This window comes from Porphyromonas crevioricanis (assembly GCF_900167225.1).
GTDB classification, from domain to species: Bacteria; Bacteroidota; Bacteroidia; order Bacteroidales; family Porphyromonadaceae; genus Porphyromonas; species Porphyromonas crevioricanis.
Window position 1 is genome coordinate 107,292 of sequence record NZ_FUXH01000004.1, and the last position, 15,961, is coordinate 123,252.

A 15,961-nucleotide genomic window follows, 5' to 3' on the forward strand; every position below is an offset into this window, starting at 1 on the left:
CTTCGTGAGATCCGAATTATAGAGATTTGTCTCTCAAACATCATCCAAGAACAAAGGTCTTCACTTGTCTTATCACCTCAAAAAGGAGATTTGACAGACACAAAATGAACTTGAAAAGGGTAAAATTTCTACATTCACCGAGTGAACAGTTATTACCCAGAATATTGACAAACAAAACTTGCTCGGAACGTAAGTCTATGAAACCGGAAACGACAAATATCCTACTCCTCGTCACTTGTCTCATCTACACAGTCTTGATCATTGCAGGAGCTTTGATCACTCACATGGAAGATGGGTTGAACCATTACGGATTTGTTCTTCTAATGCTACCCACCTGCATCATTCCATGGCTAATATATGTACCCTATAAAGCACCCCAAATAATAGGAGTTGTACTTGCCCTGATGGCTGTATTAGGATTGAGGTCTTGCCTAAACTACGAGTTTCCCAGAGTATGGGAAAAGGGAGACTTCTATTTTATATCATTGATGATCCTTCTCCTTTGGACTGTTGTAGCAAGGGTCCTCCTTTGGATTCAAAAATGACAAAAAGCTAACCGACAACAACATATAGGAGAGGTCGATCATTTTTCTCCTCTCTATCTTCCCCAAGGGAAGGAGACATGAACTCTCTCCTCTCCTAAGAAAGATGTGCACATAGTCCTCAATAGGATTCATACCAATCTCTCAACCTCTGCCCCACCCTCTTCTAAACCTGGTGTGTTTTGTAAAATTTTAGTCGCATAAAAATTAGGGAAACGGAGGGGAAAGGACTTGTTGTCAATGAGAAAATCAGACCCTTTTTATCGGCTTTGTATAGGTCTTTCAGAATGCCCTATTCATCGGCGTTCTGAAGAGGTCGAATTTCTCTCCTGAGAGAAATTTTGCTAACACAGGAGAAAAAAATAATTTCCTCAGGAGAGAATTTTCGTTCTCTCCCGTGTTAGCAAAAAACGACTCCCCTCAGCATAAAAAAGGCGAGAGAAAATCCTACTAAAATCTTACAACTTGGGCATAAAAATGCAGCTAAAAAAGATACTTAACAATACAGAAATAAACAAAAGATTGTATATAAGGATCCAGAAGAAGTGTTTCAAAGGCTCGGTAGAGCTTGTGCAACAGTCTCTCTCTCCGCATGGCAATGGCTGCTGTGTACTAATGGAAGTACATCAAGGTTCCGAGTGAGATTGTATTTATGCACTTAACATCGATCTCTCTGATGTTTAGTAAACCATAGCACTCAAATAACTGGACAATTTCAAGAAGTATATAGAGCAAAAAAGTTACCTTTGTCTTCGTACAAAGTTTGGTATCAAGTAAGCTGACCAAACGCATCACAAATAAAAACCATGTCTCACCTCAGATTATCAGAACACATCAATAAGTGCCTCTCTCAGCATGCCTGTGTTGCTATACCAGAGATAGGAGGCTTTGTATTGGAAACAATACCCGCCAGATACGATGAGCAAGAGAATCGGGCTTACCCTCCCGGACAGGAATTACACTTCAATGCAGCCATACGACATCGAGACGGATTGCTTGAGACTCTTTATGCAACGACTTTTGGTGTTTCTCTCAGACGGGCACGTATGATGTTGGACGAGGATGTCAAAGCCCTGCGTTCGGAACTGGTAAGCAAACGAAGTACAGAAATCAACAGCATCGGAAAATTGAGCTTGAGTGATGAAGGTTTGGTAAGCTTCTCCTCTGATATGTCCGAGAAACGGCAGCACCCTGATGCCTACGGCTTATTCCCGGCATCTCTTCCTCTGCTACAGACTTCTATCTCCTCCTTATCCCCAGCACCAAACAAGTCGGAGAAGTACTATTACCTCCCCATACATCGTAATGTGCCGGGTATTGCAGCCGCTGTGCTTCTCTTTACAGCTCTACTTTTTCTTCCCATTCGCACTACTTCTTCCAGACAGAACTGTGAAGCCGGATTCATACCGACAGAACTGGTGGCTGGTAAAGTTTGGAGTCAATACGATAAGCAATCAGGCAACAGTCAGGCAACAGAAACAGAACCGGAAGAGCCAACAACAAAGATGCCGGAGGTCGAAGATTTTGCTCGCGTAGCAGAACTCCCGATGGTGGAGAAAGAGCATATCACAGGGCCAGCCTACTTTGTCGTTATAGGAAGTTTCCGTACAGAAGAGCAAGTAAGGGAGTTTGTTTCTGGCCGGAAAGAAAAGTTCTCCAAACAATCCGGTGTAATCAAGGACAAACGCTGGTATCGAGTTTATTCCGAAATGTTCTCGTCTTCCGGAGACGCCTATACAGCTTCAACAAGGGCCAAAGGTGAAGCCTGGGTGTTTGAGGTGAAAGAAAAGAAATAAAGATCCATGCAGCATCTTACAATCAATCTTCGAGGGCAGCTGGTAGATTTGTCTCATCCTCGAGTGATGGGGATCATAAATGTTACCCCGGACTCTTTTTACACCGGCAGTCGTATCAAAGGAGAAGAGGCAATCCGAAAGAGAATAGAAGAGATTGTATCTGAAGGAGGAAGTTTCATTGATGTTGGCGGATACAGCTCCAGACAGGATGCCCCGGAAGTGTCTCCTCAAGATGAAATCAATCGTCTCAAACCTACACTCAAAATACTACGAGACGAATACCCGTCTTTGCTAGTTTCGGTCGATACTTTCCGGGCGGATATCGCCCGAATGTGTGTAGAGGAGTATGGTGCACACATGATCAACGACATATCTGGGGGAGACCTAGATCCAAAAATGTATAGCACTGTGGCCGAGTTGGGAGTGCCCTACATTTTGATGCATATGAAAGGTACACCGAAGATAATGCAGCAGCTCTGTCAATATCGGGATATTGCATTGGAAGTACTTGATTATTTCGTGGAACGAGTAGGCAAACTTCGAGAGTTAGACGTGAAAGACATCATACTTGATCCCGGCTACGGTTTTGCCAAAACATTGGAGCAAAATTACGAGCTGATGTCCCGACAGCGAGAAGTTTGTGACCCTTTGGAGCTGCCAGTACTGGTGGGTATTTCTCGCAAAAGTATGATCTATCGACTATTGGGCTGCTCAGCTGATGACTCCCTTAATGGGACGAGTATTCTTAATACTTATGCACTATTGCAGGGGGCACATATCTTGCGTGTACATGACGTGCGGCAAGCTGTAGAAGCAGTGCGTATTGTGTCTCAATTACAAAAAGCAACCACCACCTAAAAACTGGAGCTATGTGGCTGTCATTCTCTTTCAAAGACTTTGTAGACATACTCTTAGTAGCCCTTTTTATCTACTATACCTACTATATACTCCGAAATTCTGGCAGTAAAGCCCTGTTTTTGGGGATTATCTTCTTTATCATCTTGTGGATCTTCATCTCTCAGATGCTTCAGATGAGAGTCATGGGAGCTATACTTGACAAGTTTATCAATGTAGGATTCTTTGTTCTGGTTATCATTTTCCAAGATGAGATACGCAAATTCCTTGCGACATTAGGCTCAACCAAGAAATGGAGAATATTCAATCACTTTTTTTACAGAGATCGCAGGGTCAAGAAACAAGAAGAACGCAAATGGGTTGCCCCCGTGGTATTGGCGTGTATGAATATGTCACGCAAAAAGACTGGAGCTCTCATTGCCATACAGCAAGGGATGGATCTCACCCCATACGAACATACGGGTGAGCGGTTTCGATCTGAGATTACAGCCCGGCTGATCGAAAATATATTCTTCAAAAATAGTCCTCTGCACGATGGAGCTATGATCATTGCCGACAATGAGATAAAGGCCGCCGGCTGTATCTTACCGGTTTCTTCAACCACGGACTTAAACAAAGATCTGGGGTTACGGCACAGAGCCGCACTCGGATTATCTCAAGAAACAGATGCCAAGGTGATCATAATAAGTGAGGAAAGAGGGAAAATTTCAATTGCATTTAGAGGAGAGGTGAAAGTGGATATTTCCAGTGAGGAACTTCAGGAACTGCTAATGAGCGATTAGCCGGAGAAAACTTTCATGAAAGACTCAATCAAATTGATAAGGCCTCAGCAGTGGATAAAGAACCTTTTCGTCTTGCTGCCAGCTTTTTTTGGTCATGAAATTCTTTTTCCAAAAGTTTGGGGAAGATTGGGTATCCTTTTCTTTGCCTTTTCTTTTGCCTCCAGTGCCATCTATGTCTTTAATGATATCTATGACAGGCAATCTGATCGCAACCATCCAAAGAAACGGTATAGGCCCATAGCTTCGGGCAAGGTGTCTTTAGTTCAGGCCTATATATTGTGTGGGGTTTTGCTATTGGGGAGCCTCTCTCTAATGTTGCTTCCTCCTTACGAAGACTCAAGATGGCAAATTGCGACACTGATTGTGGGAAGTTATGTACTGATCAACATAGTTTACTCTCTATGGGGAAAACATTGGCCCGTGTTGGATGCCTTTTTTGTCGCAGCAGGCTTCGTCCTTAGAGTAGAAGCGGGAGGAGCTGCAGCCTATACAGAAGTGTCTCACTGGCTCTTTTTGATGATCTTGTTTCTCTCTCTACTCTTAGCATTTGGTAAAAGACAGGAAGACCTTAAGCTCGCAACGGGGCGAAATGAAACTTCTCGCCCCGTGGTAAAGCACTACTCTCCAGCCTTTCTTCAGTCTATTTTTTCCACAATATCAGCCATCCTGATTGTTCTTTATACGCTCTATTGTTTGGATAATGCAACAATGGAGCAACATAGTCCATACCTATACACTTCTATTCCATTGGTAGCATTGGGATTGATATACTACCTGCGTGCGGTGATTGTGGAAGGCAAGTATTATAACCCCACCGAAATGCTATACAAGGATCGTGGCTTACAAATCATTGTCCTATGTTGGGGATTTCTCTTTTTTCTTCTCTCTTATGTCTTCTGATTCTTTTGATAAAAAGGACTTACGTCCAACATTGGCAATATTTGATTTCGATGGAACTCTTATCCGGAGAGATAGTTTTCTCCTATTTCTAAAGTATGGACTGGGCATTTTCGGAACACTTCGCCACCTGCCCTATTTCTGTTTATGCTTTTTAAGATTCAAACAAGGAGTCTTGTCTGCCAAGCAAGCAAAGGAGCTAATGCTACGTCCCATAATAAAGGGGAAAAGAGCTGAAGAATTGAATCTCCTTTGTGAGCAGTTTGTTATTCAACAATTACATAGAATAGAGAGAAAAGAAGCTATACTTGCTCTCTGCAGACATCAAGAATTGGGGCATCGCATTTGTATCGTTTCTGCCTCTCCTATCGACTGGATCATTCCTTGGGCTAAAACAAAAGGAATAGACCTTGTAATTGGAGCAAAGCTGGAGCAGGCAGGACAGATTGTCACTGGCCGGTTAAATGGCCCTAACTGCAATAAAAAGGAGAAGATACGCTACCTACAGCATTACATCCCAAACTTCGAGACGAGATACCGATGCTATGCATATGGAGATTCAAACGGGGATCAGGATTTGCTCAATATAGTGGACATACCTCAGTACAGGAAGTTTGATATAAATCTCATCTCATAACTCTTATGAGATCATTTTATAGCTCTTTGGCTAAATACAGAAGCCGACTGCCACTCCATTGCTGCGTGACGGTCGGCCGAAGAGGCTCTACACCCCAAATTTGGGAGATACTTACTCCTTGGTTATTCAAAATTGGGCTTTCGCTTTTCCAAGAAAGCCGTCATACCTTCTTTCTGATCAGGATGAGCAAAAGTGTGGGCAAAGAGATTTTGTTCTATCGTGATAGCGGTATCAATATCTGTCTGCCCCCCCTTGTTGATCGCCTCCTTAGCTGCCATTATGGCCGATCTGCTTTTAGACGCAATCTTCTCAGCCATTTGTCGGGCTGCATCAAGGAGTTCTTCGGGAGCTACAACCTTATTCACCAAACCTATACTGAGGGCTTCTTTAGCATCAATCACATCGGCTGTATAGATCAACTCTTTTGCCTTTGGTTCGCCTATCAGACGAGACATTCTTTGCGTTCCGCTAAAGCCGGGAGGAATTCCTAATCCAACTTCAGGCTGTCCAAATTTTGCTTTATTGGAGGCAATTCGTATATCGCAAGCCATGGCGAGTTCACATCCTCCTCCTAAAGCAAATCCATTGATTGCCGCAATCACTGGAAATGGGAGCATCTCTATCCGTCTGAAAACTCCAGATCCGTTGATAGCATAGGCCTTGGCTTGCATGGGAGTCATCTGACTCATTTCCTTTATATCTGCGCCGGCAACAAAAGCCCTGCCACTGCCTGTAATAACGAGAACATGCACAGAGCTATCGATCTCCAATTCAGCCACAACTTGTCTCAACTCCCCGAGTAAGTCGGAGGAAAGCGCATTGAGCGTTTCCGGATGATTGATAGAGAGGAAGACTATGCCTCCCTCTCTATTCAATATAAGATGTTGATAATCTGCCATAAAAACAGAATAAACAGTTCCTTAAGCCTTTGTTTTTGCCTGTTCTGCTTGCAATTTGGCTGTGAGAACAGGAATAATCTTGTGCAAATCTCCTACAATACCCAAGTCTGAGACTTGGAATATCGGAGCGAACTTATCTTTGTTGATTGCAATGATATACTCAGACTCTTCCATGCCGGCCAAATGCTGGATGGCTCCAGAAATACCACAAGCCAAATAGAGGTCAGGGCGAACCGTCTTACCTGTCTGACCCACTTGTCTATCATGAGGGATCAAACCTGCGTCAACCATGGCTCTTGAAGAAGACACCTCAGCATTCAAGCACAAAGACAATGCCTCAAGCTTTTCGAAGCCATCTGTCGTACCAACTCCACGACCACCACTGACAAGTACATGTGCTTCGGTGATATCGATCTTGTTCTTGTCTTCGATAACCTTCTTGATCAACTTTACCTTGAACTTAGATTCATCGAAAGGTACAGTAACCTTTACAACTTCACCGGAACGGCTATAGTCGCGTTCTTTTTGACGCATCACACCGGGGCGTACTGTGGACATCTGAGGACGATGTTCCTTACTTACAATTGTGGCCATCAAATTGCCACCAAAAGCAGGACGAGTCATTAACAAGCCACGATCTTCACCGACCTCCAGCGAAGTGCAGTCTGCAGTGAGACCGCAAAGCAAGCGAGCCGAAAGACGAGGCCCCAAGTCGCGGCCGATAGTCGTTGCACCAACAAGTACGATCTCAGGCTTATTCTCGGTGATCAAGTGAGCAATAGCTTGTGCATAGGGCTCTGTGATATAATCCTTTAGGCAGGGTTCATCCACAACCAATACTCTATCGGCACCAGCTGCGATGAGTTCTTTTTCCAACCCTTCAAGTCCATGCCCGAGCAAAAGAGCCGTTACTTTTTCATTTATGCTATCAGCGAGCTCTCTAGCCTTACCGATAAGCTCGAAAGCCACGTTTTGAACTACGCCGGCACGCTGCTCGGCGAAGACCATTATTCCTTTATAGTCAGCTTTGTTTATCATATTGGTAAGAGCTATTAGATGATGAATTTCTCTTTAAGTTTTTGGAGTATAAGTTCTGCAGCCTCTTCAGGTGTAAGTTCTTCATGCAAAGTACCCATCGCTTTAGCTCCCTTGGTGAAAGCCTTCTTCACACTGGTAGGAGAACCTTTCAGGCCCAAACGCTCAGGATCCACCTGAATAGAATTGCTATCCCAAACTTCTACATCCTTCTCATAGGCCTCCATGATGCCACGCATTCTCATGTAACGAGGCTGGTTTGCAGTCGCCAAAAGAGTAAGCATACAAGGCATATCTACACTGAGGATCTCATGCCCCTCTTCTGTACTCTTGCGCACAGTAAGGGTTTTGCAGCCATCATATTCAGCTTCTTCTACATAGGTAATTTGTGGCAAATCGAGTTGTTCGGCGATTTGGGGACCAACCTGAGCCGTATCTCCATCTATAGCCTGACGACCAGCCAGGATAATATCATAGTCGATATTACGGATAGCTTGCGTGATAGTATAACTTGTAGCCAAAGTGTCTGCACCTCCAAATTTACGGTCACTCAGCAAGATGGCTCGGTCTACACCCATTGCGTAAGCTTCACGCAATACTGCCTCAGCCTGAGGAGGTCCCATGGTAATTACTGTAACATGAGCTGCAAACTTGTCTTTCAGACGCAGGGCCTGCTCCAGGGCTCCCTTGTCATCAGGGTTCATAATACTGGGTACACCCTCGCGAATAAGCGTTCCCTTCACCGGATCGAGTTTAATCTCTGTGGTATCGGGAACTTGCTTTATACATACTACAATCTTGAGCATATTGTGTGGCTTTTACTTTAAAAGGTTAGCACTAATTACCATACGCTGAACTTCGCTGGTACCTTCGTATATCTCTGTAATCTTGGCATCTCGCATCATACGCTCTACTGGATATTCGCGAGTATAGCCATAACCTCCATGGAATTGCACGGCTTTCGTAGTCATCTCCATAGCAGTCTCTGCACAGAAAAGCTTTGCCATGGCAGCATCTACGCTATAGGGAAGCTTTTGATCTTTCTTCCAAGAAGCCTGACGCACCAACAAACGAGCAGCTTGGATACGAGTTTCGAGGTCTGCCAATTGGAACTGTGTATTCTGGAACTTAGCAATTGACTTGCCGAACTGCTTGCGTTCCTTAGTGTATTTCACAGTTTCATCCATAGCTCCCTGTGCAATACCCAAAGCTTGAGATGCGATCCCTACACGACCTCCATCAAGGGTCTTCATGGCAATCTTGAATCCACCTCCAACTTTACCCAAAAGATTCTCTTTGGGTACAATACAGTTTTCCATGATCAACTCGCAGGTAGCAGATCCACGGATACCTAGTTTGAGTTCTTTTTTACCCACGCTGAAGCCTGGCATATCCTTTTCTACAATAAAGGCAGTGATCCCCTTGGTACCCTGGCTCTTATCTGTCATAGCAAAGATGATATACACATGAGCATATTCGGCATTGGTGATAAAGATCTTGTTGCCGTTAAGCACATAATGATCACCTTCCTCTACTGCGAAAGTTTGCTGAGCAGCAGCATCCGTTCCAGCATTGGGCTCAGTAAGGCCAAAGGCTCCAATCCATTCTCCCGAGCACAACTTAGGCAGGTATTTCATCTTCTGCTCTTCAGTACCATGCTCAAAGATAGGCGCACAGCAAAGAGAGGTATGAGCAGATACTACAACACCCGTTGTAGCACATACACGGCTCAACTCTTCTACACACATGGAGTAGATTTGGTTGGTCGCGCCAGCCCCTCCGTACTCTTTTGGGAAAGGGATACCCATAAGGCCTATTTCGGCCATTTTCTTTACAGTTTCAATTGGGAAGCGTTCTTGTTCATCAATCTCTGCAGCCAGAGGCTTCACTTCTTTCTCAGCGAAAGCTCTGATCATCTCGAGGAACAGCTTCTCTTGTGGTGTTTGAGAGAATTCCATATATTATTGATAAAATGTGGTTTGAATAACAGTATTACTGACGCATGGGTTTGAGATCGGGGGCAAAGATAAGATTTGCTTCGGTAGCTGCAATCACATCCTCACGAGTAAATTCGGGATGAAGCTCTGTTACCACCAAGCCTTCTCCTTTACGCACCTCTATTACACACATTTCTGTGACGATCATATTTACTTGTCCGGCAGCCGTAAGAGGCAACGAACACTCTTTCATAATCTTGGGGTTCCCTTTGGCTGTGTGCTCCATAGCAAGGATTACTTTGCGTGTTCCCATCAACAAGTCCATGGCACCCCCCATGCCCGGGGCCATTTTTCCAGGGATTAGCCAGTTGGCCAAATCTCCTTTCTCGTCTACTTGCAAGGCCCCGAGGACACTCACATCTACGTGTCCTCCTCGGATGATAGCAAAACTCTGGGCACTATCGAAAGTTGCAGCTCTTTCGTTAGCTGTAATAGCCCCCCCTCCTGCGTTGACCCAATTGTCATCTTCCTCCCCCTCTTTGGGAGCAGGCCCCATACCAATCATACCATTCTCAGACTGCAACATTACCTGCACACCTGGTTCAAGGTAAGCAGGGACCATGGTCGGCAGACCGATACCAAGGTTTACGACATCACCGTCTTTGAGCTCAAGAGCCACGCGTCTGGCAATGACTTCTCTTATTTGATTTTTTTCCATAGTCCTGGTGATTTTATAATTATTTCGTTCGTATTACTCATAATCAAGAGGGTCAGTCCTCTGTTCTGGCATTAAGTCTTCGGTCTACTTCCTGTGCAATGAAAGAAGCGACATCATCAGCATAAGTATTCGCTCCAAAACCGGCATCATAACCTAACTCTTTGGCCAACTCATAGCTAATACGAGGACCTCCACAAGCGATAATCATTTTATCTCGAAGGCCTTCAGCTTCCACCATTTCTATCAACTCTGTGAGATTCTTGATGTGGATATCCTTTTGAGTGACAGTTTGTGATACCAACAAGGCATCAGCATTCAGTTCCAATCCTTTGGCAATGAACTCATCATTCGGCACTTGGCTTCCCAAGTTATATGCCTCTATCATTTCATACCGCTCCAGACCATAGCGACCGGCAAACCCCTTCATGTTCATGATCGCATCGATCCCTACTGTGTGGGCATCTGTACCGGTACTGGCCCCAACAACAACCAATGGACGACCTATGTGCTCCCGGATAAATTGATCCGTTTCATCCATACTCCATTTAGTAGATTCCACCTTGGGAACATAGATAGAACTATAGTCCACGGTGTGCTGACAACTGCCATAACAATTAAAGAATGTAAACCCTTTGGTGAGCTCATGGTAATACACTACCTGAGGATTCTCTAGTCCCATCTTGCGTAGTAATTGCTTAGCCGCTTCTATGGCTTCTTCTCCTTCGGGTACAGGGAGGGTAAAACTAAGCTGTACCTTACCGTCATTCATAGTGTCGCCATAAGGCTTCACCTTGGTTAGATCCAGTGTCTGGTCGTAATCTTTTTTCTCGGTAGAATAGAGTCCTTCACTCATAGCTTGCCCTCCATATTAAAGGTCTTCATCAATTCTATTACAGGATTGTAGTGATGTGCACCTTTGATAGATACACCACTGAGTCCCTTTCCTCCGTCTTTTGGACGCTTAACATCACCGAAGATTCCCAGCTCCAAAGCAGTAAAGAGACCTTCCTCCCTGATTTGTTCAAGAAGTTCAATGGTCTTATCCAAAACTTCTCTAGCACGACTCTGTATGATACCATCTTCCTTAAAATAGACTTCTTCTCCAATATCGTGCATATTGTTGAAGATATATTGTGCATTCTCGATAGAGAGATAACGGTCACTCATGAAAGGAGTGTGAATAGCTTCGGTAGGCATCCCCAAGAGCTGCAATCCTTGGTGTGACCATATACCAATAATATTGAACAGGGCATCCTGTATATGTCCACGGAATATATTACCTGTCATAAACTTGGTGGGTGGCATATACTTCAGTGGAGCTTTAGGGAATATCTCACGAGTCATAATTGCTTGAGCAAGTTCGTATAGGAAGCCATTCTTGAGAGTAGGATCCATTTCGAAAGCATGTCCAAGGCCCATTTGCTCTTCTGGTAAACCGGCAGCCAAAGCAAATTGCTCATTGATCAGGTCGGAAGCCAATACCGTGTGAGCTTGTTCCACAGCATCAGCTGTAGTTAGATAATTATCCTCTCCGGTATTGATGATAACGCCGGCAAAACCGTTAATAACACGACTCATGTATTGGTCTACGAGCGTGCGCTGCATATTGATATCTCGGAAAAGAATCCCGTACAGAGCATCATTGAGCATTACATCAAGGCCTTCTAAAGCTCCCATCACAGCAATTTCTGGCATACAAAGCCCTGAGCAATAATTACAGAGCCGGATGTAACGACCAACCTCTTCGCCTACTTCATCAAGAGCTTTTCGCATAATACGGAAATTCTCCTGTGTGGCGAACGTACCACCAAACCCCTCGGTTGTCGCCCCATAGGGAACATAGTCGAGCAAACTCTGCCCCGTGGTGCGGATCACAGCTATAATATCTGCCCCTTGACGTGCTCCGGCTTGAGCCTGTATAACGTCTTCATAAATATTACCTGTGGCAACAATGATATACAAGTAAGGTTTGGATCCTTCGCCAATGGTATTGATATAATCCTCACGTCGCTTGCGGTTGGCGGCTATTCTGTCCATTCCGGCCTTGATGAAAGGAGCCAGTACATCCGCTACCTCCTGACGAGATCTGAATTCAAAGCTTGTCAGATCTAAATCTTCCGTTGCTACAGCTTCAGCCAGTTCTTGAGGAGTCTTCCCTGTGGTCAACATGGCATTAGCTAAAAAGAACAGAGCACCATGCTCTAGCACACCCTTCTCATTCAGACTGTCTACCACACGATTAGGAAGAGGCACCTGATTTTCATCCACATTATCTATGCCTACCAAACGGCAAAGCGTGCGCTCCACGGCTACGGTGGTATATCGGTCTACAAAGCTCTGCACATCATTGGCTATTTCTCCAGCCACATTCCGTGCATGATCTACTTTGTTGTAGTCAATACCTACTTTACTTGTTCTCATTCTTTATCTCTTGATATACTTTATACTTCTGTCAATTAGATCGGGGTATACTCCCAGGATTTGAGCGATACGAATGGCCTCATGAGGAACATCCGATGTATCGGTCTCTTCCAAGCTGTAATCGATGCAACTATTCAGTTCATTGACATGGAGAGGCAATTTTACCTTTTCTTCGACAAACCCTTTCACTCTAAGTCTGCGACAGGGAACATCAACAGAACTGTAGTGAGTCGTCACAACTGCTATAGTCTGCGAATAAGCTGTTAGTAGTTCCACCAAACCGCTTACAATCGCCTGTCCTTCTGTCGGGTTAGTGGTACGTGCCGGCTCATCTATCAGAGCTAATACACTCTCTCCTCCAGCCACCAAATGGCAAATCTCAGAAAGTCTGACCATCTCAGCTCCATAGGAAGACAATCCTTCTGTTTCATCCTGGGCATCTCCAATACATAGCATTACCTCTTTTACAGGATAGATATCGGCATCAGAAGCCGGCAAAAAGAACCCATATTGAGACATTAATTGAGCGACAGCAAGAGACCGAAGAAGGACGGATTTACCAGCCATATTAGCCCCGGTAACTAAAGCTACACCGGGGGACAATGTTATGCTTACCGGTTGAAATTTCTGCCCGCGTGTCTTTAGGATAGCTTCTACTTGAGGATGCCTTAGATTGCTATAAGATATACGGCCTTCAGTGTTTATACGAGGTCTTACATAAGACTGCGTCAGAGCCAATTTAGCCTTGGCAATGAGTAAATCGTAATAGCCCAACAAGTCAAGAGCCTCTTTCAAGGCAGGCCCCATAGGCTGGAGCATACGGCTCAACCTACGTCTGACTTTATCCTCTACCTGAGAAATCTGTATCCAAAGAGCTTCTTTTTCATCTCCTTCAGGGATATTACGGTACTGCTTACGTAACTCGGATAATTCTATGCTATAGCTGTCGTATACCATAAAAGTGGGAATACGCTTCCCTTCGGGGTCAAGTATCTTGACTGTTTCATCCAAATTCGGTAAGAGAGGCAGCTCATGAGGTAATTGAGTTTGGATCTCAGCTACAGAAGTAGAGATGAGGGCCAAGTTTTTTATCTCAAAAAGATCTATATCCGTGAGCATCGCTCCACTATATACGGCAGTAACTGAGCCTTCCACATCACGCAACTGCATCAAGCGTAGAGCAATCTCGGAAATAGCCTTGAGCAACTCTTTGTTTTTCATACAGTCGAGTACCAGCTCCAAACGGTTTAGGCTCTGCTCTATTTCCGTGGCAGATGTCATCATGGGTAAGTCGAGCATACAACGCCTGCCGGCTGGAGACAAAAGCTCCAGCTCTTCGGTTAAATAGCGTATACCCTTTACTGTTTTGATATGATCTCGTAACCTCATCCCATTTGCTTTACATCATACACCGGTATTTTCAACGCAGCCTGCATTTCCTCCCTTAATCGGGTTGAATCCAAGAGGTAGCCGTCCGGAGATTGCGGATTGACTGTAAGAGCGATAAGCTTTGTAGCAAACAAAACCCGAAGCTCTGCTCCCGAGCGCAGAAACAAATCCACAGCAGTAGGCTTGGCGAAGATACGAGTAAAGTCGCGAACTATCAGTCTACATCCGGCTGCATCCACCCTGAGCTGTTCGAGTAACTTGTCGTTTACAGCTCCAGCGGCATAGATGGTACTGTACTGTTGCAAAATCGGTAGTTCGTCTCTCGGTATTTGTAGGGCTGTTCGTATCCCCAAGTCATGTACATAGCCGTCTTTGTCAATTCCAAACAATCCCTTTTCAAGGGGTAACAGACGTTCTACCAGATGAGGGTTTCCCGTATCACAAAGACATATTAGGCGATACAAGGCAGCTGTTTGGCGTACCAACTCTCCTATATTCTTGGATACAGCTGCTCCTGTGGCCAATATCATAGCTTCCGAAACTGTTGGGGAAGCAAGACTCAGCCGAGAAAGAGCCCCATCTATAATGGTAAGGTCTATCCCCAAGCGAGAAGTATGGTTGATAAGTCTGCGAAGTCCAATTGTGGAAGAGGGGCCAGATATGAGCAATTTGCCTCTGTTTATCACCTTGGCAGTAATGAGTCTTCCCAAAGCTGTACGCTCATTACTCACGTCGAGTATCTCGGATGTGAGCCGTCGCTCCAAATAGTGTTTCTCTGAAGTGACAAAGTACATTCCGGCTGGCAAACTGATTTCGGGCTTATCGGTTTCTGTTACTTGATCGCGTTTTTCTCCATCTATCCCTATTGAACTTAAGCAGACAGAGAGGTCATAGCTGTTCTCCAAGCGTCCAAGCACATAATTCAGACACTCCGTTTTGCCGGCATTCTTGGACATCCCAACAATAGACACTGAACGATACTTGACCAACTCGTTTACAAACGGCATCTTTACCCACTTATATTTTTCGCACCAAAGGAGCCTCACCCACAAACCCAAACACTGGGCAAAAGCCACGCAAAGGTAAGACTTATAAGAACCTTAAACAAATCTTCCAGTCGACATGTTGAGCTGCCCAAAAGCGTGACTTCTTCTCTTGAAAAATCATTTTCCAAGAGAGAGAAATAGCTAAGCCTCAAAGGCCTCGCTTCCCGAGAAGAAAGGGATAAATAAAAGAATCGGGCGAAAAAGATTTACTTCCGTCCGATTTTTCAATTATGATGGGCCTATTGCATCAGGGATGATGTCACGACAATGCCTATTCTTTACAGAACAACTCCTAATGCTAACTGAGGAATTCCTATCCTATTAAAGAGGGTATTTGTATTTGAGGTGGCTCCCATTTCAAACACTCTCACACCTAACGTATAACCCAATCCGAGATAGAAATGGCCAATGTATCGACGTATTTCCGCATTGAGATTGGCTCCAAAAGCATGTTGATCTTTATTGAATGACTGGTAGGCTCCAGACAACGCCCCTTTACTGTTACCTCTGGAGAGGTAGGTATATCCCAAAGAAAGCGAAGCGTTGGCTCCCCATCCATGGAGTAATTCAGAACGCTTACAGAATGAAATAACCGGCCCTACGAATAATTGATTGAGCTCGTGTTGTTTTGGTGTTAGGGCTGGGAACTGATCCTGCAAAGTCATTGACAAAAAAGACACCTCCACTCCGATTTTCAAGTTGCTGTGTATCCAAGCATCAGCTGTCATTGAAGTGTTACTTACAAACGGAGTAATCAGTTTGTGGGTCATAGTCATCACGCCGATACCACCTCTGAGGTTAATATCGACATTGTTCTTTTTGGCCTCTTGTGCCCATAAAGAAGAGACCATACCAACAGACACAATCAAGAGGGATAATAGAGTAATTCTTTTTTTCATAATGATTTTCAAAGATAAATTTAGCATTCACGATGTTGTCAAACACTCAAAGAAAAAACAGTCCAAACTTTTTTAGGAATAGATCTGTAATCTTTCTTTTTATATATC

Annotated in this window: 16 protein-coding genes; 6 read left to right on the plus strand and 10 right to left on the minus strand. The window is 44.5% G+C overall.

Annotated elements, in window-relative coordinates; genetic code table 11:
- Nucleotides 1-197: 197 nt before the first annotated feature.
- From B5D48_RS03625 to B5D48_RS03650, 6 genes are all read left to right on the plus strand, one after another.
- On the plus strand, nt 198-545 hold the full coding sequence (locus B5D48_RS03625; RefSeq protein ID WP_023936745.1) for a hypothetical protein: 348 nt from the start codon (nt 198-200) through the stop codon (nt 543-545).
- Between the two features lie 803 nt (nt 546-1,348).
- A complete protein-coding gene (locus tag B5D48_RS03630; RefSeq protein ID WP_023936747.1) occupies nt 1,349-2,338 on the plus strand; it encodes an HU domain-containing protein in 990 nt (329 codons plus the stop codon).
- A gap of 6 nt (nt 2,339-2,344) precedes the next feature.
- Nucleotides 2,345-3,196 carry a dihydropteroate synthase gene (gene folP, locus B5D48_RS03635; RefSeq protein WP_023936748.1) on the plus strand — a complete coding sequence of 284 codons (852 nt, stop codon included), beginning with the start codon at nt 2,345-2,347 and terminating at the stop codon, nt 3,194-3,196.
- Nucleotides 3,197-3,207: 11 nt separating this feature from the next.
- Nucleotides 3,208-3,975: a diadenylate cyclase CdaA gene (gene cdaA / locus B5D48_RS03640; RefSeq protein WP_023936749.1), complete on the plus strand. Its 768-nt coding sequence runs from the start codon at nt 3,208-3,210 to the stop codon at nt 3,973-3,975.
- A 15-nt stretch (nt 3,976-3,990) separates the two neighbouring features.
- Complete coding sequence (locus tag B5D48_RS03645) at nt 3,991-4,875, plus strand: decaprenyl-phosphate phosphoribosyltransferase (protein ID WP_023936750.1); 885 nt, start codon at nt 3,991-3,993, stop codon at nt 4,873-4,875.
- Nucleotides 4,865-5,509 carry an HAD-IB family hydrolase gene (locus B5D48_RS03650; protein ID WP_023936751.1) on the plus strand — a complete coding sequence of 215 codons (645 nt, stop codon included), beginning with the start codon at nt 4,865-4,867 and terminating at the stop codon, nt 5,507-5,509. Before B5D48_RS03645 ends, B5D48_RS03650 begins: the two co-directional genes overlap by 11 nt.
- 122 nt (nt 5,510-5,631) lie before the next feature.
- Here B5D48_RS03650 and B5D48_RS03655 read toward each other — a convergent pair whose 3' ends face one another.
- From B5D48_RS03655 to B5D48_RS03700, 10 genes are all read right to left on the minus strand, one after another.
- On the minus strand, nt 5,632-6,408 hold the full coding sequence (locus B5D48_RS03655) for an enoyl-CoA hydratase-related protein (protein WP_023936753.1): 777 nt from the start codon (nt 6,406-6,408) through the stop codon (nt 5,632-5,634).
- A 21-nt stretch (nt 6,409-6,429) separates the two neighbouring features.
- Complete coding sequence (locus B5D48_RS03660; RefSeq protein ID WP_036888909.1) at nt 6,430-7,443, minus strand: electron transfer flavoprotein subunit alpha/FixB family protein; 1,014 nt, start codon at nt 7,441-7,443, stop codon at nt 6,430-6,432.
- A gap of 17 nt (nt 7,444-7,460) precedes the next feature.
- On the minus strand, nt 7,461-8,249 hold the full coding sequence (locus B5D48_RS03665) for an electron transfer flavoprotein subunit beta/FixA family protein (protein ID WP_023936755.1): 789 nt from the start codon (nt 8,247-8,249) through the stop codon (nt 7,461-7,463).
- 12 nt (nt 8,250-8,261) lie between these two features.
- Nucleotides 8,262-9,401 (minus strand): acyl-CoA dehydrogenase, encoded by a 1,140-nt coding sequence (locus B5D48_RS03670; RefSeq protein ID WP_023936757.1) that lies wholly within the window; start codon nt 9,399-9,401, stop codon nt 8,262-8,264.
- Nucleotides 9,402-9,435: 34 nt separating this feature from the next.
- Nucleotides 9,436-10,098, minus strand: coding sequence for a 3-oxoacid CoA-transferase subunit B (locus tag B5D48_RS03675; RefSeq protein WP_023936758.1), 663 nt, complete (start codon nt 10,096-10,098; stop codon nt 9,436-9,438).
- 52 nt (nt 10,099-10,150) lie between these two features.
- Nucleotides 10,151-10,951, minus strand: a complete 801-nt coding sequence (kamE, locus tag B5D48_RS03680) for a lysine 5,6-aminomutase subunit beta (RefSeq protein WP_023936760.1) — start codon at nt 10,949-10,951, stop codon at nt 10,151-10,153.
- Nucleotides 10,948-12,519, minus strand: coding sequence for a lysine 5,6-aminomutase subunit alpha (gene kamD / locus B5D48_RS03685; protein ID WP_023936762.1), 1,572 nt, complete (start codon nt 12,517-12,519; stop codon nt 10,948-10,950). Before kamD ends, kamE begins: the two co-directional genes overlap by 4 nt.
- 3 nt (nt 12,520-12,522) lie before the next feature.
- Complete coding sequence (gene kamC, locus B5D48_RS03690) at nt 12,523-13,908, minus strand: lysine 5,6-aminomutase reactivase ATPase KamC (protein ID WP_023936764.1); 1,386 nt, start codon at nt 13,906-13,908, stop codon at nt 12,523-12,525.
- On the minus strand, nt 13,905-14,915 hold the full coding sequence (gene kamB / locus B5D48_RS03695; RefSeq protein WP_023936766.1) for a lysine 5,6-aminomutase reactivase subunit KamB: 1,011 nt from the start codon (nt 14,913-14,915) through the stop codon (nt 13,905-13,907). Before kamB ends, kamC begins: the two co-directional genes overlap by 4 nt.
- Before the next feature lie 317 nt (nt 14,916-15,232).
- Nucleotides 15,233-15,853: a hypothetical protein gene (locus tag B5D48_RS03700; RefSeq protein ID WP_078801674.1), complete on the minus strand. Its 621-nt coding sequence runs from the start codon at nt 15,851-15,853 to the stop codon at nt 15,233-15,235.
- Nucleotides 15,854-15,961 lie beyond the last annotated feature (108 nt).